This is a genomic window from Bacillus sp. AFS055030, assembly GCF_002574545.1.
In the GTDB taxonomy this organism is placed as follows: Bacteria; Bacillota; Bacilli; order Bacillales; family Bacillaceae_G; genus Gottfriedia.
The window spans coordinates 1-21,085 of sequence record NZ_NUGT01000003.1 but is presented as its reverse complement, the minus strand read 5'-3'; the positions used below and the strand labels follow the sequence as shown (position 1 = coordinate 21,085).

The following is a 21,085-nucleotide window of genomic DNA, read 5'->3' as shown; positions in this document are numbered from 1 at the left end:
CTACTCCAAATTATCTAATTCTAAATAGACTAAAATACTTTCCAAAGTTGCACCCGTAGTCCTTGGTTTTGGATTTTCTTGAACCGGCGAAACTATTATTCTAGGACTCTTTACATAATAGTTAGTTTTTCTTTTATTTAATCCTAATTGTTTTAAAATACTTTTCAAAGTTGAACACTTGTATATAGTCTTTGGTTTCGGTTCATTTGGAATTTGTTGATCTTTTACATAAACTACTTTAGGGAAATTGAAAACAGCTTTTGCTTTTCCCCTTCTTTTCCTTCTTTTAATCATTTAATCCTAATTGAGTTAAGATACTTTCCAAAGTCGCACCCTTAAAAGTCGTTTTTGGCTTTGGAGCGTTAATTACTGTTGGATTTTGCATTTTAAAGTTCTTTTCTACGAAAGCAATATCCTTTGCATCGACAGTACCATCATAATTAATGTCTGCACTGCGTTTATTTGTTCCCCAGTATGTTTGAATCGCAAGTGCATCCATTATGTCAATCACATTATCTTTATTTACATCCCCAGCAACTGCTGTATCAACAGTTTCTGTGCCTAACGTTTTAAGAATTCCATACATGTTGCCATCCATTGTACTAAAAGCATTCGTAAATTTATTGTACGTTGTAAAGTGTCCAGGAATATCTTGAACAAACGTCAAATCATCACGAGTCAGTGGTAAACCATTTACTAAAAATTGTCCGTTTTTAGCCACTGTACCTGTATATGTTTTTCCAGTACGATCTTGGACTGTTAAAATCCCACCAGCTTTTGAATAGTCTTTAGATAAATCAGTACCACCGTTCTTTAAAAAGGCTTCCGCACGGACTACACCTTTTACAGCAGAGAAGTCTTGGAAAATAACGATTGGTGCAATATACGTAAAAGGATTTGTTACAACATTATCAACACTTGTGATTGTTGTATTCACAAATTCGAAGCTAGACCAACTCTTAATATTATGATTATCTTGAATCTTAATCGTTACATCGACCATTGGAACATCACCAGTTACTTCTTTTGAACCATCAAATGTAACATTAACATCAGATTTTACTTTTGTACCGGTAAGAGCTGTCGTTGTTGTATTTAACTGTCCACCTAAAGCTTGTGCTGCAGGATTTATTTTAATGCTTTCAATAGTTGTATCTAATGTATCTGTAGTGAAATTGTAATTTGCTTGTTTTATTTTGTTCACGTTGTTTGCACTAAGTGTAATTGTAAGCGTGTCTCCAGCATGTGTGTTAACACGGTTTAATCGTGTTTTAACATTCGGTTGACCGTAAACATATGGCGTCGTGTCTTTTACAAAGAAGTATTGTTTTTGACCATAAGTGTTACTTGCTTGGTCACCACCGATAAACCAAATGTTGAATGCTGGATCAGCTGGATTCATTAGAATTTCATCTTTTGCATTTCCGTTTGCATCTAAATCAACTGTATCCGTTAAAAACATACCGCCATAAGCAGCTGCAATTGTATTTTTAGATTGATTAACATTGAAACCAGCAGACTTCATTGTATCGATTGTTGCGTCGTGAATGGTAGCAGTAAATGGAAGTGTTTTTTGACCTTCTTTGTATTCAACAAAAGGATTATCTGCTTTTTCTCCATCTACATGCACATCAAAATTAGTAGGCATTGTATTGTCAATGAATAAATCTTGAGAAATGACAGATGTTTCACCAGCATCGTTATAACCAACAAGTTTAAGCTTATAACGACCTTCTTTTGGTAATACCGCCTTATCTCTAATCATAGTATGACTCTCATTCGTAAACGGGTAATAGTATCCCATGAATGGTACAAATGTGTATTGTTGATTTTCGTTATAATTCATACCATCAAACCAATTTGTAATTCCTAAGTCTTTTCCGGAAGCTGCATCAGTAAGTACTACATCGATCGATTTCATATGAGATTTCAACGAGAATGATGCTGTTAAATAAGGACTCGTTAATGGGCTACCTATATTGTTTCGATCATTCGATAGTGATTGGCGAGAAAGAGTAAAGTCCTTAAATCCTTTTTCGACATAATGTGCACCGAATGGGACTCGGTATGTCTCAGATTTGTCATTGTGATTCGTATAAATAACATATCCTTCGTAGATACCTTTTTCTGCTGAATCTGGAATCGAAATTGTTACATTTTTAGTCACTTTACTTTGCGCGTTTATTTTAATCGATTTGTCTGTTACAACTGTTACGCCATTCTTTTCTGCGTCATTTGAGCCTCTTACATTTGTTTGGAATACAACACTTACATCGAATGTTTTAGATTTATCACTATGGTTTTCAAACGTTACAGAACGAGATTCAGTTGCATCTAAACCAGTAGAATATACATTACCAAAGCTAAGTGCCCCAGTTATTTCTTTGATTTGTTTTTCTCTTCCATTAACAATCATTGGTGTTTTATCTTTCACCTTAATTTCAATAGAAGAATGAATTGCTTGGTAAGGATCCAAACGTCCTGCACCTTGTTCGAATACGCTATACGTTTTGCTTAATGGGTCTGCTGTATTCATTAAGATTGCTTTTACATCTTCTGGTTGTAGATTTGGTTGTGCTTGTAGTAATAATGCTGCAACTCCTGACGTGAATGGAGTTGCCATTGATGTTCCAGACATACGATCATATGCATATTTAAAGTCAGCTGGATTTGCTGGATTATGAATAAATCCTGGAACAGTTGATAATACACTTACACCTGGTGCAGTAACTTCAGGTTTAATATCATAGTTCATGCGAGAAGGTCCTCGAGAACTGAAAGCTGCTAATTCGTCACCTTTTGTTGTAATTGCTCCTAAGTCGCTGAATGTAAATTCTGTTTTGCCATTTGCTATTTGTTGTTTTAGTGCTAGTCCATCTGCCATGGTTAGATTAAATGAAGGAATAAAGTCTACACCTTCAGCTAAATAAAATGGCATGTACCCATCTACGTTATTATAGATAAGGATAGCAGCAGCTCCTTTTAATTTTGCTTGTAAAATTTTATCGTTAATATCAGTCGTTCCGCGTTGTACAAGGACTAATTTACCGGTTACATCTGATTTATAGTCGGTTGCTTGGCCAACCCCTTCGATATTCACAATTTGATAAGTCTTACTGATTAGAGAAGAAATATCGTCTGAATATCCTTTCGCCAATAAACGCATATCAGACTCTAAATTGTCATTATGACCTTTCATTGTCGGGAAATTCATTGGCACATCACTTGCACCTACTGTAAGCGCTAAAGCGGCAGCACCTGGGAATCCTAACGTATACATTTTATCTCCTGAATTGCCAGCAGCAACAACTGCAGTTACACCGTTTAATACCGCATTATTAATTGCAATACTTTCAGCAGCCATCGGATCATTATAGTTAGCGCCTAGTGATAGGTTCATAACATCCATACCATCTGCCACAGCTTTGTCAATTGCTGCGATAATTCCTTCAGCTTGACCACTACCTCCTGGACCAAGCACACGATATACATAAAGCTCAGAATCAGGAGCGATACCAGTAGTTGCATAATCACTATCTGCTGTTCCTTGACCTGCAATCGTCCCCGATACATGTGTTCCGTGTTCTGTCACGTAACTTGCTGCTCCGTTAACTCCTCCTGGTTTACCAGCTTTTACCCAATCCTCATATGTTGTTTCCATTGGGTCGTTATCATTATTTATAAAATCGTATCCGCCTTTAAAGGCAGCTTTTAAATCTGGATGGTTGTAGTCAATACCTGTATCAAGTACAGCGACTTTTATTCCTTTACCTGTGAAACCCTCTTTGTGCAATTCGTTTATTTTAAGGAAGGATCGTTCTGCCGCCATCCCTTGTCCTTTTGCTTCAGTAGAAGTAGTTTCTTGTACAGGTTCATCTAACTTTACAGTTGTGTCACTATAAATTGCTTTAACTGCTGTTGATTTCACTAACTCTGGTATTTTGTTTGCCGGAACTTGTAATGCTACTCCGTTGAATGCGTTTTTATATTGACGTTTTACTTTGTAGGAACCTTTTGCATCATCTTTAAACGTTGACTTTAAAACTTTTTTGAAAGTTGCATGATCACTTTCTACATTGTTTTTGGCTTTTTCAGCAGATAAACTTTGACCATCTACAGCTGCTTCAAGAACAGCAACTTTTTGTGGTTTATTTTTAAACTCTACGATTACTGATACAGTTTTTGAACTGTAAAGGTCTATATCTTCTGATAATTGAAGACCCGTTCCGTTGAACTTATCTAGATTCTTAATCGCTTCACGTTGTTCTGGCGTTAGATTCAAGATTTTTTTAGGATTAATGTTTACATCGGTATTCGCATTAAATTGTGGATTGTCAAGTGGATCTGTACTAAATGGACTTTGAGCTAATACGTTATAAACTTGTCCTTGCGATAATGCAACCCCAACAACCAGAGCCCCAGAAAGAAATTTGCCAAACTTTTTTCTCTTCATATTGCATCTCCTCAACCTTTTTTCTGGGCAAAACATAATTCTACTTTTTGTAAAAAAAGATTTTGCCTACTTTTGATAAAAATCAGAATTTTACCATCTAGTTATTTCGACAATAATATTCATAATTTTTATTTAATTTTATCTTTTCTAAATATTAGTGTAAAATACATAATAGTTATCCATCATTAACTATCGGTTAATATAAGGAGGGAATGCTTTCTATGCATTTTGAACAACTACTTTACATTGCAGAAATAGGAAAACAAGGTTCAATCACAACTGCTGCAGAAAAACTTTGTGTTTCCCCACCAGCTATTAGCAAATCCATTTCCAACTTGGAAAAAGAACTCGGCATTCAAATTTTTACACGATCAAAAAAAGGGATGGTCCCTACACACCAAGGGAAGGCAGTAATCAAGAAAGCATTTGAAGTCATTTTAAAAGTTGATGAATTTAGGGAAGAAGCGAAATTACAAGCACTAGTTAAAACAGAACTAAAAATATCCTGTGTACCAGGGTTGACCTATTGTGCTTTTGACGCTTTAGTCAAACTTCAAACTGATTTTCCTGAAGTGATTGTCGAAATCCAAGAAAAGGAAACATTTCAAGTATTGAGAGATATAAAGAATGGCAAATGTGATATCGGATTACTTATGGCAAATAAAACAGATATACAAAGTGAATTTGATATAGCGAATGAAACATTGGCTTTAGGAAGGCCTTGTATTTGTGTAGGAAAGAATTCTAAATTTGCATTCTATGAGTTTGTAACACCAGAGGATTTACAAAAAGAATGTTTTGTTACAAATATCGGGGAATTTACAAGGAACATAATGAATACCTATTTTTCTAAGAATCAAGTATTAATCCGGACTAACAATATAGAAATCATTAAAAAAGCAATTAAAGAAGGGGTTGGAATTACATTTGCCTATAAAGAAATGCTAACTAAAGATGTCGATGTGCAAAACGGAGAAATCATCATTATACCTTTAAAGAATTGTGAACTGCTTGAAAAACCGGTTAGCTATATTTACGCAAATGATAAACAGCTTACTTCTCCTGCTCGAACATTTTTGAATTATGTACAAGATTTTTGGATTGAATAGAATGTCTGTCGCTAAACTAGATAGGGGAATTTAATTTTACTACTCATGAACCACTCCCATCACTTAGCTAAAGCTTTTAGCCAATTTGACTATTCCAGCTGTATTATAAAATGGGCAGAAAAAAATACAAACCTTTTTGATACATTTAGTTTTCTCGATCTATATGGTTGTGATAGACCTTTCTTTCAAAACTCTAAAGTCTTAAACTTTCTTCCATTTAAAGCTATGCTAAAAAATAATAATGACATAAAGGTTAAATAACCATGGATCTTTTATGAGTCATGGTTATTTTAACACTTCATATTTGTGGTTATGCAAACAACGAACTACCATCTTGTAAAATTTGGTATATTTCTTTCAAACTTTCTATCACATACTACTATTAAAAAGGAGGTTTAATGTGAAAGAAACCATTATTTTTCTCGTTCTATTTTCGTTAACTTTTTTAGTTGTGTATCAACTCAATTTAATTACAGGTTTTCCAAATAAATACGTATTTCTTTCGATTAATTTAGGATGGATTGGCTTAGTCAATATTGATTTTATTTTAATCGTTTTTCTGATTTTTTATTTTGCAGTAAGTATATTGAGACTACGAAAATGAAAATTTTTTTTGAAGATTAATCGTAATCAACAATAGGATCGGAATGATAATCTGCAATGGTACATGTACATATTTAGGGATAATCTCAAAGCCAATCTTTTCATGTTCGAAATATGAACCCGTTCCAAAATATGAAAAAAATAAAATGATTATACCAATAAAAAACGTGATTAGTTGATGGTGCTGAAGATGAAACAGTTCGACTGTTCCTGAAACGGCTCCAAAAAAGAACACAGAAATTTTAATGAACCCAAGAATAACAAACGAAATCACCGCTAGAGATTCTAATCTTGTAAAAAAATCCCCTATATTAATTAACGAAACACTTGAGAGTACTGGAAAATTAGAAGCTTCAATTAAATCAACCCCTAGGTTACCAAGGTGGATAATCGATGAAGTGGCTAAGAATATTCCAGCGGTTACAATCGCGAATGAGCCTACTTTTGTTGACTTATGTGGTCGATCAAAATGGTGCATCAATAGCAGAAACACAACGACTTCACCGAAAGGTAACGAAATCGTTGTCGGGAAAACGGTGTGAAGTACTGGGCTCCAACCATTCTCAAGTACTGGTCTTAGTCGGTCAAGCGAAAAGAATCCTGCGATAAGCTGACAGAACAACAATAAAGTGATAATCGCTGAAGTAAACAAAAAGCAAATCCAAACTGTTCTCGCAAAAGTTGTAAAGCCTTTAATAACAGTGTAAATCAAAAGAAACATCATTAAGATTGTGATTGTGAAGATTGTTGTCATTTCCAAAGCAACCGTACTGATTACTTCAGAGAAATCTCTTAGAACACGAGCCGCGATATAGATACAATAGATGATATAGATCAGACCGACAAATCCACCTAAGTATTTTCCCCAAGCGATTTGCAAAAATTTAATTAATGAACTTGATGGGTCATTGTGATAGATCGCCATATAGATGCGATACAATAGTAATCCACATAATAAGCTAATCAAGATTGCAATCCAAGAATCCTGTTTTGCGGATTTCGCCGGTTCTAAAAACCCCGCGGTGCCGATTAAGAATATTGTCATTAAACTAAACAATTGTTCACTATTAAATTTCATCTTCTTCATAAATTCACCTTGCTTACTCTTTATTAAACAGAGGACTTGCAAGCATACCCTTTCGTCGAATAAATACTTTAGCCTTTACTTCAATATCTGCTTTCGCAAACAGGTCTCTCCACTTATTTTCAACTTTCTTCCATTGTTGCGGATTGTTGATATGAAGCCTATTACCAAAGCCAAATACATCACTTTTATAGTTTTGAGCAGTTAAGATTCCATCACGCATTTGAGCTTCAACAACTTTTCCTGCCTTCTTTTGAATGTTATTTATTTCTTTGAAACTTTCTAAATTACTAGAACAGCCCGTTTCATCTAAAACTGCAAGAAAAGAATTATCGATACGAATAAATGCCTTGTTATTATTTACTTTTACATCTGTTTTAAGTTTCTGCTCTGTTATGCGCAAAGAAATGTATTGATTATGGCCACATGGAACTGCGAGATTTGTTTCTTCTAATTGTTTACGAATCATGAGTAGCGCCCGTGTTTGTTTACCGGATAACCATCCTACAAGTTTACCTTGTCTAAACAAAGCCACTTCATCAATTAATGTTTGAGTAGGCTTTATCGACTCGACATTCTTCAACTCCCCCTTTTCTTGCCGCTCATCAATCAAACTTACACCGCTGATCGCAATATCGGAACCAGTACTGCGTAAATTTTCGCCCAGCTGCAAGATATTAGGATTCACTGATTCCCCAAGAGAAGTTAGATTATTTTTCATTTTTGAAGCCATCTCCATTGATGAAACCTGATCGACAGGAGTAACAGTTCCTAATATTTTTTCCGCAGTTGTATTTTTTGCAACAATGACTGACATGATATTTGAAATTCTCGGCTCCCTTAGAATTGCATCCACAAATTCATTTAACCCATGCTTCGCTGCTTCCTCTCCAACTACTGCAAGTGTGACATGGGAATAGTCCATGATTTTAGTCACTTTTTTATTGGCATTCCTAGCTGCTTCTGAAAGTGTTTTTCCTGTACTTGAATAGATATTGGTTGGAGAGGCTTCCCCTTTACCACCTTCTTGACCTGCTAATTCTTTCGGATTGATAATTTGCATCGTGATTTTATAATTTGAATCTTTCGTCCAATCAACCCCTAATCCCATAACAAATGATTTTTTATTTAATTCTGTATAGTCACTACATCCGCTTACTAATGATAGGAAGCAAAACAAAATTATTGTCAGTTTAAGAATTCGAATCATTTTATTCACCTGGTTTGTTGTTTTTTTGTCTTTTTGCTCTTGATACTTGTGGAATTCGAGATTCTATAATGGTTTTCATATATTTTCTAGGCAAGCGAATGAAAAGATCTTCCTGATCTTTTAGAGAGAAAGGTGAAACTGGTGTTAAATAAGGAACATTAAATGATTCAATATCATTTAAGTGAATGAGCCAAAATAAAAACATTAACGCTATTCCATACAATCCACCTATTCCTGCACTTAAAATAAATAAATACCTAAGTAGTCGCGCAGAATTAGCTATGCTGTAGTAAGGAATGGCAAAACTTGAGATACCTGATATCGCGACTATAATAATCATAGCTGTTGAGATAAATCCTGCTTGTACTACTGCTTGCCCTATCATAAGTGCGCCTACGATCGCAACAGTAGTTGCTAAAACACGAGGGCTTCGGATACTCGCTTCTCTTATTAATTCAAATGCAATCTCCATCATTAAAAGTTCTACAATTGCAGGAAAAGGAACACTCTCTCTCTGTGCTGCTAAACTAACAAGTAAAGGTGTTGGAATCATTGGTGTATGGTGCGTGATTAAAGCTAGGAAAATAGCAGATAGTAAAATCGTGCTTAGAAAAGCACCAAAACGTAATAAACGAATAAAATTACCTACGATATAGCGTTGGTAATAATCATCAGGTGATTGAAAAAACATAGGAAGAGTGGCAGGCAAAACCAATCCAATCGGACTCCCATCTACTAAAATCCCAATCCGACCTTCTAATAAATTGGCTGCTACCACATCCGGTCGTTCCGTGTCCAGTACGGTAGGAAATGGGCTAAGCGAGTTTGACTCAATTAGTGTTTCGATATAGATTGACTCAAGTACACCATTTACTTTTATGTTCTCTATTTTTTGTTTAACTGAATCTAATATAGTATGATCCACTTTATCTTCAATATAGGTAAGTACAATATTAGTATTAGTTGCATCTCCTACTTGTTTCATTTCCATTTTAAAAAGCGGGTTTCTAATTCTATAACGGAGTAATGACATATTCGTTGCAATTGATTCAGTAAAGCTGTCTTTTGGACCTCGAATAATTGTTTGACCTGTTGACTCTTGTACTGAACGAAACTGTCCACTCTTTGTATCAACTAAAAGAACCTTTTCAATACGATCAACAAAAACAACTGTGTCTCCACCTAGAATCGCTGTCATGATTTTGTTCCAATTTGCTTCTGGAATTATTTGTGATACCTCAAACGTATTATCTTTTAGTTCATTCCAAAACGATAAATAATGTAGTTCATCAATTTTTTTATGACTCCATTTTGTTAATATTGGATTAACAATATGTAAGCTAATTAAGTCCGTATTCGAAATACCTTGCAAATGAATTATCGCTAATTTCCGTTTGGACGGTTCACCGACTTCGATTTCGCGAATAATTAAATCTGCACAATACTTCAACTCATTTTTTATTTGTTTTAAATTTGTATTTAAATCCGATGACAATTTAAACTGAGCTTTTTGATGTCTTGACTGTCTTTTGATCATTTAAGTGCTCACCATTATTTTCTATTGTTTAATAAGCAATTTTATCCAATTAAAGCTCTACGTATAACAATAATACTGATAAAAAAAGTTGGCATTTAACAATAGTCATGTAATGGTCCCCTGCATGTTAGGTGATTGCTTAAATAAAGAGTAAAAGAGAAGAGTAAGGAGTAGTCTTATCCCCGTTAAGTAGACGATATAAAAAACGACTAAACCGCTGTTATCCTGTATTTTCAGGTGTTACGGTTTAGTCGTTTTTATGAGCGAATATAATATCGATTAGCAATCACTAATGCGTTTCTGTATTTTTTAATAGCAGAAATCTTTCAACATATTGCATGCTTTACACAAATGATTTATTCTTCATTTCTAGTAAATTGAAGAGCAAACTGGAAAGTGTAAAAATATTTTATTAAATCTTCTAAATCATTTTTAGCTTTCTCCAAAATGACTTCATCTTTATATTCCGAGAATCTTGTGATATATCGATCTAATGTATCGTTTAGCTCGATCATATAATCAGAATTTTCAAGTTTCGCATTCATACGAATTAAGTCTTTTGCAAAAGCTTCACTTAATAATTGAATAGAAGGGATCTCAATTTCTTTTTTGATCGAAACAATTTTTGGCGTATAATCCATTCTGTATGCTTGACCTGGTATTTGCTCCCAAAATTGTTCCCATTCATCGAGCAATCCTGCCTTATAAAGAATCAACTTTAAATATCCACATAACCATGCAGTACAACTCGTATTTCTATTATTACAGCCCTTGCCTTCTTCTAACTCATCGCAAAACTTACAACAAGACCCACCCATTTCAATACAAACCTTACAGATTGATGAAATACCAACGCCATTTAAATACTGATGTCCAAATTGAATCAGTTCTTCTCTTGTCATGAGACGTTCATTTTCATACGTATCCATCACTTTAAGTCCTTTCATTTTTTACTAAAGGAAAGTGTCTTGGCTCTTAGAAAACACTTATATATTAACCTTAGAACAAAATCTAATACGATCATCAACGGTAAAAGGCTTGTTATTGTCTTGTCATTTTTCGGTTACCGACTCATTTATTTCTCACACATACTTCTTACATTCTAATATTAGGTTTCTCCCTCTTTATGCACATCACTTTTTGCTTGTATATAAAATTCTACTAATGTGTCAAACCCTTTACGAAATTGCGGATCTTGATAGAACTTGTCGACAAATCCTTCTTCCGATAAACCGATCATCTTTTGTACGATCTCTTTTACACTCTCAGCTGCTCGTTTTTGTATTTCATATTTTAATTTCAAAGGCATACATCAACGCTCCGTTTTTATTGTAGTTCATCTTGCATCTTTTATGAGTTACCACTCATATTACCTTGAATTACGTATGTCATATTAATGCAGTATATCTTTATCTATGAATAACTAATTATTCTTCATTAAATTTATCTAACATACTAATCGTATCAACTAAGTGATTATTAAAAATTTGGCGTGCAACTACTAATAACTCAGAAATAATCGGATCCCTCAGGTAATAAGTAACTTTATTCCCTTCTTTTATGCCATATACAATATTTTTATTTCGTAAAATTGCTAGTTGTTGCGATACAGCCGATCCTTCACTTCCGATTAAATTTTGTAGTTCATTTACATTCCTCTCACCTTCACTAAGGATTTCAAGAATTCGAATTCGAAGTGGGTGGCCGAGTGCTTTAAAAAAATCTGCTTTAAATTGTTGTAGTTCTAAATTCAATTGTGTTCCTCCAAACTTATCTATTTGGTCCATATCCTAATTTCAAACTATTTATCATTTTAATTATACCTATAAAGAGTGTTTTTTTAAAATTTATGATAATTACTCAAAAGAGTTTGTTCTATTTAGATCTACTACTTCATTTTTTTGCTCTTTTAGATTTGGACTAGATAAGCTGGAACACTCTAAAAACGCGAAATGCTTACAGCCTAAACACTTATAATAATTTATATTTAATAATGCATATGAAATGGCCTCACCTGAATGTTCAAAAATATTTTGTTTACCAATCGTATCATACAGTTTCGTACGAATTAGTAACTCTTTTGGTTGAGTTTGAAGACCAGTTAGTAATACAAAAATGCCATTGTCTCTGAGATAATTTACGATATTGGCTAACTTAGCTTCACCTGTTGTATCAATAAAGGGAACCTTACCAAATCTTAAAATTAAAAACTTTGGTTTGTTATCTGATAACTTTAAAATTGTTTTTTCAAATAGATTAGCAGTTCCAAAGAAAATTGACCCTTCAATTGTGACAATACTAATTTGAGGACAATCGTGATCATCATTAACCATATTTGGCATCAATTTTTGATTTTGACGGGTACGATCAGGTAATACTTTTCTAACGATATGAAGTTCTGACATTCTTTTGACAAATAAAATAACTGCAACGATTAGGCCAACCTCAACAGCCGTTGTTAAATTTAGAAAAACAGTTAGTAAAAAAGTTAAGATTAAAATAATCGAGTCACTGGATTTCGTTTTTAAAATATGAATAAACTCATTTCTTTCACTCATGTTCCATGCTACAAGCATTAAAATTGGGGCCATACTTGCTAAAGGAATTTGTGATGCTAATGGTGCAAACATTAATAAAATCATTAAGACGATTACACCATGGATTATTCCCGAGATAGGTGAAATAGCTCCACTCTTTATATTAGTAGCAGTCCTAGCTATTGCACCCGTAGCGGGAATTCCTCCGAAAAAAGGAATAACCATATTAGCAATCCCCTGTCCCATTAACTCTTTATTACTATTGTGTCTACTTCCTGACATACTATCGGCAACTACTGCAGACAATAGTGATTCAATCCCACCAAGCATCGCAATGACAAACGCTGGCCCAATAAGTGTATGGATTTTTTCAAAATTCAACTCTAATAACTGAAATGCTGGCAACCTACTTGGAATAGCGCCAAATGTGGACTTAATTGTTGGTACTTCCCCTTTAAATAAGAAGTAAGCAATTAAACTAGATAAAACCAGACCAATTAATGCTCCAGGGACTTTTGGAAATAGTTTACTAACGATAATAACTGAAATTAAACAGATGATCGCCGTTATGACACTGTAAGTATTTGTTGTAAAAATATGCAGTCCAATTTCTCTCATATTTGAGATGAAATCATCATGCTTGGTAATATTTTGAAGTCCTAAAAAATTACCAATTTGTCCAGTAAAGATAATAAGTGCAATCCCTGCTGTAAATCCAATCGTAACAGGACGAGGTATAAATTGTATTAAAAAACCCAATTTGAAGATCCCCATTAATGTGAGAATTACACCTGCTAAAAAGCCTGCAATAAGTAAATTTTCATAACCATAATGAATTACAATTGATAAAAGTATAGGTATAAATGCACCTGTTGGGCCTCCTATTTGAAACTTTGATCCTCCGAAAATAGAGATTAATATCCCTGCAATAATCGTTGTATAAATACCGTATTCTGGTTTTACTCCTGAACTAATCGCAAATGCCATTCCTAAAGGAATTGCAATAATTCCTACGATTATTCCTGAAATTAAATCCTTTCTAAAAGATACTCTATTATAATTTTCAAATCTCCCTCTCCACTTCACTTTTTCGCACCTTCTAGTATATTTGATTATTTGAATATACAAATATTCAATATAATCATAATAACAGTTCTCTTTCTCGTCAAATAAAACTTTTTAATTAGGCATTGTAACTATTTCCCAATTTCCAATGCTACAAAACGAACAAAAAAAAGAACCTCTTCGAAAAAAGGTCCTCTACAATCGTGATTGGAATAAATCTATATTTTTTTTACAAATTCAGATTTTAATTTCATTGCTCCAAATCCTTCAATTTTGCAATCTATATCGTGATCGCCTTCAACAAGACGGATACTTTTTACTTTTGTACCAATTTTAACAACAAGAGAAGATCCTTTTACTTTAAGATCTTTGATGACAGTCACTGAATCACCATCATTTAGAATGTTTCCATTCGCATCTTTTACAACTTTCTTATCTTCCATTTCAGCTTCATTATCCTGTGTCCATTCATAGCCACATTCAGGACAAACAAATAAATTACCATCATGATAAGTATATTCTGAATTACATTTTGGACAATTTGGTAGATCAGTCATACTTTATTTCCTCCTTAGATATTACATTGAATCTATGTTTTTGATAAGAATTTTTCTCTTTTACAAACTTTAAAAGAAATTCTTCACCCATTATACTGTCATAGTTTAAACAACCTGGCAACATTTATTTGTGTAAATTTGAATATTTGAATATACTTTTTTGAAATTGAAAAAATTAACATTGCTCAATTTAACCACATTGGAAAAGGTATTATTGTTGCAGATTTGACTACTTGTATAAAAGCTATGATTTATATGCAATAACCTATTGTCCATTTTTCCGCTAAAAAAATGTTCAGATCGCCCTATCTAATTTTTCTCAGGGAAAGTAATAACTTAAAACCTCAAAAGAACCACCTATATGAGGTGGTCCTAAATATACTTCTAATGTTTTTTATTCCTAAAATTGGTCTTTTGAAATAGATACATTGCTTCTCGCATGTCAGGATCTTTCGTTAAGTAGTTTCGTATTATTGAACAATTAGACTCTCTCTTACTTCAAGCATTATTTCTCGACCGCTGACAGGTTTAACGACTACCTCTCAATCTAAAAACTAAGGTCTTCTCCATTAGTTGCTATGACTTTCTTGTACCAATCAAAAGATTTTTTCTTTGTTCTTTTTAATGTTCCATTTCCTTCGTCGTCCATATCTACATAAATAAAACCATACCGTTTTTTCATCTCTCCAGTTCCTGCTGAAACTAAATCAATGCAACCCCATGGTGTATAGCCCATTAAATCGACACCGTCTAGGGTAACTGCCTTTTTCATTTCTGCTATATGATCTCGGAAATACCGGATGCGATAATCATCCTCCACATATCCATTTTCATTTGGTTTATCCATGGTTCCTATTCCGTTTTCAACGATAAAGAGCGGTTTTTGGTATCGGTCATAAAGTTCAGATAAGGTGTATCTTAAACCAACGGGGTCAATTGCCCAGCCCCACTCCGTATTTTCTAGGTAAGGATTTACATCCCCCATTTGTCCACCAGTATCGGTATTCTGTACGATTTCAGTATGGTATACACTACTTCGGTAAAAACTAAATGATAGAAAATCTGAAGGGTACGCTTTAATTATTTTGTCATCCTCTGGTTCTTTTTTTATGGTTACTCCCAATTTTTCAAAAAAGTGGTCGGCGTATGATGGATAATATCCCCTCATCATAATATCAGAATAGATCAAAGCTCCTCTTCGATAATCCAACGCTCCAAAAACATTTTCTGGCTTACAATCTTTCGGATAAATGCAGCTTAATGCAATCATACAGCCAATCTTTGCATCTGGAATAATCTCGTGACAAAGTTTATTGGCAAGAGCACTCGCAACAAACATATGATGCTTAGCTTGATAGCGCGCTTGCGCGGTAGCTTCCCTCGTTCCCATAAAGGCATATCCATTTAATACATTAATTTCATTAATGGTAATCCAATATTTAACTAAATCTTTATATCTAGTAAACACTTCTTTGCACATACGTAAAAAACAATCTATCGTCTGACGATCGCTCCAACCATTAAAATGATGAGCCAAATAAGCAGGAGTTTCAAAATGATATAGCGTGACTAATGGTTCGATATTATATTTTTTGCACTCTTTAAAAACATCCTCGTAAAATTTTAATCCTTCCTCATTCGGTTGTTCCCCTTCAATACCACCTTTTGGGAAAATACGGGACCAACTAAGAGATAACCGGAAACACTTAAAACCCATTTCTCCAAAAAGGCCAATATCTTCTTTGTAATGGCGGTAAAAATCAACTGCTTTATGGCCTGGATAATAAACATTTTCATCAATATAGCCTGTTGCGCCTTCTGGTATAGTATCAATTTTGGGGTCCCCAGTAGGACGTCTGTTTACCATTGTTTTTGTTCCATCTTTTAACTTGATTGTAATTTTTCTTGGGCGGTCTGCCGAACCATTTGTTATGAAGTCGCTTGTTGCAAGCCCTCTCCCGCCTTCATTGTATCCACCTTCATATTGGTTTGCAGCAGTGGCTCCACCCCATAAAAAATTTTCTGGGAATGTTTTTTTCATTAAAATTCATTTCCTTCCTATAGGCAAATCGGATTAATTAGTATAATCTACACATTTTATTTTTCTTTAAATACGTGTATTTCTCACCTTAATATCATTACAAGAACTATTATGCGAAATTTATTTTTAATAAAAAAAGCCCAAAAATAGTTGGGCAATTCTAGAGGAGCGTTTTGTTTTATGCCTTTTTGATCAGTTTATGTAACTCAATAATTTCTCTAGCCATATCTTTAAGAGTCATTGAGTTCATCAAATGGTCTTGTGCATGAACCATAATAAGGGGAAAATTGACGTTTTCTCCACCAGCTTCCCTTTGGATTAAGTCAGTTTGAACATGATGTGCTTCATTAAAGGCAGAATCTGCTTCGGTTAGTTTTTCTTCTGCTTCATCAAAATTGCCTTCTTTCGCTTTCTGCATCGCTTCCATCGCCAAGCTTTTTGCATTACCTGAATGTAGTATTAATTGAAATGCAAGATTGTAAAGTTCTTCTTTAGTCATGATTAACAGCCTTTCAAATGATTTACTAGGAAGGGAACATTCCCTTCTCCGTCCAATTCTGAATCGTAATCCAGAAGTTTTTAAACATCTTATCAAAGATCATTTTTCCAATTCCATTAGCAAACGATTGATCTTTATTGTCACATTATTTGTAAGAGAGAGGCTTTAGTCAAACTAATGCCCAGCTCAGTTTATGACGCGATTATATTTTTCTTTTTTCCCGCATTCATCGCATCTTCTTCTCTCTTCTTCGCTTTATCATATATTCTGAAGAATGGAGTATAAATTACGAATGAAATAACAATGTTAACTAAATTCATGATTGCTCCTGAAATATGACCGCCAGAAGCAAGATATCCTGAAATTATTGGCGGCATTGTCCAAGGTACTGCAATTCCTGTAGGTTTTGCGACCAATCCTAAATCCATACCAACAAAAGTTACAATAACGGTAACGATTGAAGTAAGGACGAATGGGATAATCATGATCGGATTTAACACGATTGGCAAACCAAAGATTAGTGGCTCGTTAATATTAAAGATACCAGGGGCAAGTGCTAAACGACCAAGACTTTTCATTTGTTGTGATTTAGCAAACAATACCATTGAAAGAACTAAACCAAATGTTACACCCGTTCCACCGATGTGGACGAAGTTATCCCAGAATTGTTGTGTAACAATGTGTGGTAGAGTTTGACCAGCCTGGTATGCTGTCATATTGTCACCCATAGCACCAAACCAAATTGGTTCCATTACACTTTTAACGATATTTGTACCATGTAATCCAGTAGCCCATAGTAAAGTTACGAATAATTCAGCAACAATGGATCCTCCTAGTGTAAGACCTACCAATTTAAGCGGGTCACCTAAAAGGGTCGTAACTAAACCGTTGATACTTTCATAAGGAGTCAACTCAACAAGTAAACGTATTACCCAAACTACAAGAAGAACAATAAATCCTGGTATTAAAGCTGCAAACGATTTACCAACACTTGGAGGGACACCTGCTGGCATTTTAATCACAATATCCTTTTTGACGAACCATCGATATATTTCTGTTGATAAAATTGCAAATAGTAACGCAACAAACAAACCTTTACTACTTAAGAAAGATTTTGAAATTGCTCCAGTTACCAAAACTCCCGCATCAGTTCCAGCTGGAGTAAATAAGAAACTAAATGGTGTTGTTAAAAGAAAAGCAGCAACTGAAATAGTACCCGCGCTCATCGCATCAAGCTTATAGCTTTCTGCTAACCTATATGCCACCGCAAATGCTGCAATTAGTGACATGATATTGAAAGTAGCATCTACTGGATAACTTAATTTAGCCGCCCAGTTTGGACCAAAAATTGAAGACATCCAATCAGCATAACCTGGAATTGGTAAGTTAGCCAAGATCAAGAATAATGAACCAATGACAATGAATGGCATTGTCGCAATTAGACCATCCCGAAGAGCCATTAGGTGCCTTTGTGCTCCGATCTTTGCTGCAATAGGCATGATTTTCTCTTCTAGTATGGTGTTGAATTTACTCATCTACTATTTCCTCCTTTTTTTACTATTTATTGTTTACTAAATTTATAGCTGCTTTTAGAACTTCCTCTCCATCACACACTCCGTAATGAACTTGATTAATTGCATCCACTGGAATGCCTTTTTCTTCACCTAACACTTTTAATTTAGGAAGCAAGTATCTTACTTGTGGTCCTAAAAGTAGGACATCGGCATTGTCAATGTGATGATTGACTTGATTAGCTGGAACTGCCCAAATTTTTCCTTCTAAACCTTTTTCTTCAGCTGCTTTTTCCATCTTAGTCACTAGCAAACTTGTACTCATTCCTGCTGCACAACATAATAAAATATTCATCTGTTTATTCCTCCTATTGATCCACAATAATATTTTTGAAAAAACAATTAGCCAATTAATCTTACAGTCTAATTTGGCAAATGTTTTAAAAGTACTCTAATCACCTTACATTTACAGTTTATTTTGAAAGCGTTTTATTTTACAGAAACGATTTTTCCGTTACGTAACGGAAAAAATCAAATTATCCTCAAAAAACATGCTGATAGCCTAAAAAGGGTATCCCTAAATTTTGGGAATACCCTCATTTTTTTCTATTCAAACCAATTTAGTATCATTTAAAATCCTTATAATTTCTTCAGCAGACTTACTCTTTATTACTTTATTGACTGTTGCACTGTTTTCAATTAATGCCAAGAGCCTTTTATACATGCCTTCCAGATCATCCTCATTAGGTTCTTTTCTTACATTTAACAAACAGATAAATTGAACCATTTGTTTATCAGTCCATTCGATTGGCTTTCTTAACGTGCATATAGTCCAAAATGCGTCCTCTGTTTCAGGAGTTAGTGCATGAGGGATGGCTACAAGATTCCCAAAGCTCGTTGGAGCGAGCGACTCCCTTTCCAACACCGAATTTATGTAATCTTTGGATACAAGTTTTTGTTTGTATAATTCTTCACATAAAAATCGGATAACACTTTCCTTATCCTGAAAGTCTTTATGAATAAAAACTCTTGATTCATCTAAATAACTTTTTTCCCCATTCTTTTTACCATTTAATAAATCATCTCGGATCTTTTCAATATCTTCTTCTCCTAAAAATGTGTTGACCACTTGTACTGGAACGGCTATATCTTCTTTTATTGGAATGGTACTAATAATAAAATCAATAGAGGAAAGGTCGTATTCTCTTAATTGATAATAATTGGTAGAAGCTACAATATCCATTTCATCTTTAAACACATTTTGCAAACGATAATACAATAGTTTTGCACTTCCAACTCCGGAAGCACATACAACAATTACCCGTTTTGGCCTTTTCTGTCTTGTCTTCATTTTTTCTAATGCTACACCTATATGCATTGCAATATAAGCAATCTCGTTTTCTTCTACCTGAATCGCCAAGTAATCCTCAATGCATCTGCTGGCAATAGCAGCCCCTTCAAAGGCGCTTGGATATTTCCTTTTAATTTCGCTCAATAATGGATTCCGAATGTTCAAATTATAACGCAAACGGTTCATTGCTGGCCGTATATGTAAAGTCATCGATTGAATGAACTCTTCATCATCATAAAAATCCCAATTTAATTCATTTTTCAATCTTTTCAGCATGCACTGAATTATGTTATCTAATTCATCAAATTGACTAAACTCTTTCAATGTATTCTTGTGAATTAATTTTGTCCCCAACAAATGGACAATAATATAATTAATTTCAGATTGCGGAAATTGAAACCCCGTAAACTCCTCAACTTCTTTTACAATTTCATTGGCAACAATTTTTTCTAATGGATATTTTCCTGTTAAATCGTGTTCAATGTTCTCAATGACAAAACCTTCTTCAATTCGCTTACATCCAATCGTAATATGAGACGCCAAATTTTCTAGTGCAATGTCAGATATCTCAATTTTGTATTCATTCACCTTTTTTACGATGAATTGTTTTATCTTTTCAAATAGGTTTTCGTCCAATACACGAAAAGAATTACTTTCAATGATTAAGTTGCTATTTCGGCTTAATATAAAACTTGATAAACATAGCCGTTTCATATATTCTTCGCCTTCAACCTGCGTACCATAATGTGGTCTGGTAACTAACTTCAATTGATATCTTTCCAATATTTCTCTGACAATTTTCAAGTCATTTTGAACCTTAGGCTTTGAAACAAATAACTCCCCCTCAAGGTTTTCTATTTTGATTGGACCCTTTTCTAATAAGAATCGTTTTAATATATACAATACCCGATTTTCCTGTTCGGAAAAATCTGATTTATTTTCATCGATCACTTCATTCTCATTAGAATTAAACTCCTTTTCAAACACTTCATAATCCTTAATAGCTAATAGATATCCTTTTCCTCGAACCGACTCAATGGTTATTCCTAACGGAGAGCATTGTGATTGAAGCTCTTTAATCTCGTTACGAATGGTTCGATCACTAAAACCAAGTTCTTTTGCCATCCATTGGGCTGTAACAGGTTCTTTTGCTTTCTTTAAAGACATCACGATATCTTTTTGTCGTTTCGAAATCACTTTTCTATCCTCCTTAATAGCTTATTTTTAATTGATTCATGCTACTTATCTATATAAATAATAATTTAATCTGTGAAAAATAGGTTTTGAAACTAGAATAAAGTTAGTCTAGTGAAATTCTCCATTCATTTCAACATTCATAATTAACGCCTCCTATTGCGTTAGTAGTATATCAAATTTTAAATAATTAGTTTATTAACTTTGTCTTAAATCTAGACTTTTCTAGAATTTAGTTCTTCTAAAAATAGATAAGAGACTTATATTTTAAATATAATTCCACTATTAATATAGTTTAAAACAAAAAAGACTGTTATAAATGTCAACTTAAACA

Annotated in this window: 16 protein-coding genes; 2 read left to right on the top strand and 14 right to left on the bottom strand. The window is 34.0% G+C overall.

Annotation, left to right across the window (positions count from 1 at the left end; genetic code table 11):
- Window positions 1-286: 286 nt before the first annotated feature.
- Window positions 287-4,453, bottom strand: a complete 4,167-nt coding sequence (locus CN925_RS00830; protein WP_180232775.1) for a S8 family serine peptidase — start codon at window positions 4,451-4,453, stop codon at window positions 287-289.
- Between the two features lie 221 nt (window positions 4,454-4,674).
- On the opposite strand from CN925_RS00830, the gene CN925_RS00825 reads away from it, so the two are divergent.
- Both CN925_RS00825 and CN925_RS21135 read left to right on the top strand, forming a co-directional pair.
- Window positions 4,675-5,562, top strand: a complete 888-nt coding sequence (locus CN925_RS00825; protein ID WP_180232773.1) for a LysR family transcriptional regulator — start codon at window positions 4,675-4,677, stop codon at window positions 5,560-5,562.
- 400 nt (window positions 5,563-5,962) lie between these two features.
- The gene (locus CN925_RS21135) at window positions 5,963-6,166 is read left to right on the top strand and encodes a hypothetical protein (protein ID WP_098843867.1); all 204 of its coding nucleotides are present in this window, start codon (window positions 5,963-5,965) and stop codon (window positions 6,164-6,166) included.
- Here CN925_RS21135 and CN925_RS00810 read toward each other — a convergent pair.
- From CN925_RS00810 to CN925_RS00750, 13 genes are all read right to left on the bottom strand, one after another.
- Window positions 6,155-7,252 (bottom strand): GerAB/ArcD/ProY family transporter, encoded by a 1,098-nt coding sequence (locus CN925_RS00810; protein ID WP_098843866.1) that lies wholly within the window; start codon window positions 7,250-7,252, stop codon window positions 6,155-6,157. The genes CN925_RS21135 and CN925_RS00810 overlap by 12 nt on opposite strands.
- Before the next feature lie 13 nt (window positions 7,253-7,265).
- A complete protein-coding gene (locus CN925_RS00805; RefSeq protein WP_098843865.1) occupies window positions 7,266-8,459 on the bottom strand; it encodes a Ger(x)C family spore germination protein in 1,194 nt (397 codons plus the stop codon).
- Window position 8,460: 1 nt separating this feature from the next.
- Complete coding sequence (locus tag CN925_RS00800; RefSeq protein WP_098843864.1) at window positions 8,461-9,996, bottom strand: spore germination protein; 1,536 nt, start codon at window positions 9,994-9,996, stop codon at window positions 8,461-8,463.
- Between the two features lie 356 nt (window positions 9,997-10,352).
- Entirely contained in the window at window positions 10,353-10,925 is a 573-nt protein-coding gene (locus CN925_RS00795; protein ID WP_098843863.1) for a hypothetical protein, read from the bottom strand.
- 179 nt (window positions 10,926-11,104) lie between these two features.
- Window positions 11,105-11,305 carry a hypothetical protein gene (locus CN925_RS00790; protein WP_098843862.1) on the bottom strand — a complete coding sequence of 67 codons (201 nt, stop codon included), beginning with the start codon at window positions 11,303-11,305 and terminating at the stop codon, window positions 11,105-11,107.
- A gap of 118 nt (window positions 11,306-11,423) precedes the next feature.
- Window positions 11,424-11,750 (bottom strand): ArsR/SmtB family transcription factor, encoded by a 327-nt coding sequence (locus CN925_RS00785; RefSeq protein ID WP_098843861.1) that lies wholly within the window; start codon window positions 11,748-11,750, stop codon window positions 11,424-11,426.
- 102 nt (window positions 11,751-11,852) lie between these two features.
- The gene (locus tag CN925_RS00780) at window positions 11,853-13,619 is read right to left on the bottom strand and encodes a SulP family inorganic anion transporter (RefSeq protein ID WP_098843860.1); all 1,767 of its coding nucleotides are present in this window, start codon (window positions 13,617-13,619) and stop codon (window positions 11,853-11,855) included.
- Between the two features lie 197 nt (window positions 13,620-13,816).
- Window positions 13,817-14,155: a zinc ribbon domain-containing protein YjdM gene (locus CN925_RS00775; RefSeq protein ID WP_098843859.1), complete on the bottom strand. Its 339-nt coding sequence runs from the start codon at window positions 14,153-14,155 to the stop codon at window positions 13,817-13,819.
- 547 nt (window positions 14,156-14,702) lie between these two features.
- On the bottom strand, window positions 14,703-16,196 hold the full coding sequence (locus CN925_RS00770; RefSeq protein ID WP_098843858.1) for a family 1 glycosylhydrolase: 1,494 nt from the start codon (window positions 16,194-16,196) through the stop codon (window positions 14,703-14,705).
- Between the two features lie 178 nt (window positions 16,197-16,374).
- Complete coding sequence (locus CN925_RS00765; RefSeq protein WP_098843857.1) at window positions 16,375-16,695, bottom strand: PTS sugar transporter subunit IIA; 321 nt, start codon at window positions 16,693-16,695, stop codon at window positions 16,375-16,377.
- Between the two features lie 191 nt (window positions 16,696-16,886).
- Window positions 16,887-18,230 (bottom strand): PTS cellobiose transporter subunit IIC, encoded by a 1,344-nt coding sequence (gene celB / locus CN925_RS00760; RefSeq protein WP_098843856.1) that lies wholly within the window; start codon window positions 18,228-18,230, stop codon window positions 16,887-16,889.
- 22 nt (window positions 18,231-18,252) lie between these two features.
- A complete protein-coding gene (locus tag CN925_RS00755; RefSeq protein ID WP_098843855.1) occupies window positions 18,253-18,561 on the bottom strand; it encodes a PTS sugar transporter subunit IIB in 309 nt (102 codons plus the stop codon).
- Between the two features lie 255 nt (window positions 18,562-18,816).
- Complete coding sequence (locus CN925_RS00750; protein WP_098843854.1) at window positions 18,817-20,754, bottom strand: BglG family transcription antiterminator; 1,938 nt, start codon at window positions 20,752-20,754, stop codon at window positions 18,817-18,819.
- Window positions 20,755-21,085 lie beyond the last annotated feature (331 nt).

What these genes read in the sequence shown, in the direction of transcription:
- CN925_RS00790 (WP_098843862.1), bottom strand. Translation starts at nt 11,305, where the DNA reads ATGCCTTTGAAATTAAAATATGAAATACAAAAACGAGCAGCTGAGAGT.
- CN925_RS00800 (WP_098843864.1), bottom strand. Translation starts at nt 9,996, where the DNA reads ATGATCAAAAGACAGTCAAGACATCAAAAAGCTCAGTTTAAATTGTCA.
- CN925_RS00795 (WP_098843863.1), bottom strand. Translation starts at nt 10,925, where the DNA reads ATGGATACGTATGAAAATGAACGTCTCATGACAAGAGAAGAACTGATT.
- CN925_RS00765 (WP_098843857.1), bottom strand. Translation starts at nt 16,695, where the DNA reads ATGACTAAAGAAGAACTTTACAATCTTGCATTTCAATTAATACTACAT.
- CN925_RS00755 (WP_098843855.1), bottom strand. Translation starts at nt 18,561, where the DNA reads ATGAATATTTTATTATGTTGTGCAGCAGGAATGAGTACAAGTTTGCTA.
- CN925_RS00830 (WP_180232775.1), bottom strand. Translation starts at nt 4,453, where the DNA reads ATGAAGAGAAAAAAGTTTGGCAAATTTCTTTCTGGGGCTCTGGTTGTT.
- CN925_RS00770 (WP_098843858.1), bottom strand. Translation starts at nt 16,196, where the DNA reads ATGAAAAAAACATTCCCAGAAAATTTTTTATGGGGTGGAGCCACTGCT.
- celB (WP_098843856.1), bottom strand. Translation starts at nt 18,230, where the DNA reads ATGAGTAAATTCAACACCATACTAGAAGAGAAAATCATGCCTATTGCA.
- CN925_RS00805 (WP_098843865.1), bottom strand. Translation starts at nt 8,459, where the DNA reads ATGATTCGAATTCTTAAACTGACAATAATTTTGTTTTGCTTCCTATCA.
- CN925_RS00775 (WP_098843859.1), bottom strand. Translation starts at nt 14,155, where the DNA reads ATGACTGATCTACCAAATTGTCCAAAATGTAATTCAGAATATACTTAT.
- CN925_RS00810 (WP_098843866.1), bottom strand. Translation starts at nt 7,252, where the DNA reads ATGAAGAAGATGAAATTTAATAGTGAACAATTGTTTAGTTTAATGACA.
- CN925_RS00825 (WP_180232773.1), top strand. Translation starts at nt 4,675, where the DNA reads ATGCATTTTGAACAACTACTTTACATTGCAGAAATAGGAAAACAAGGT.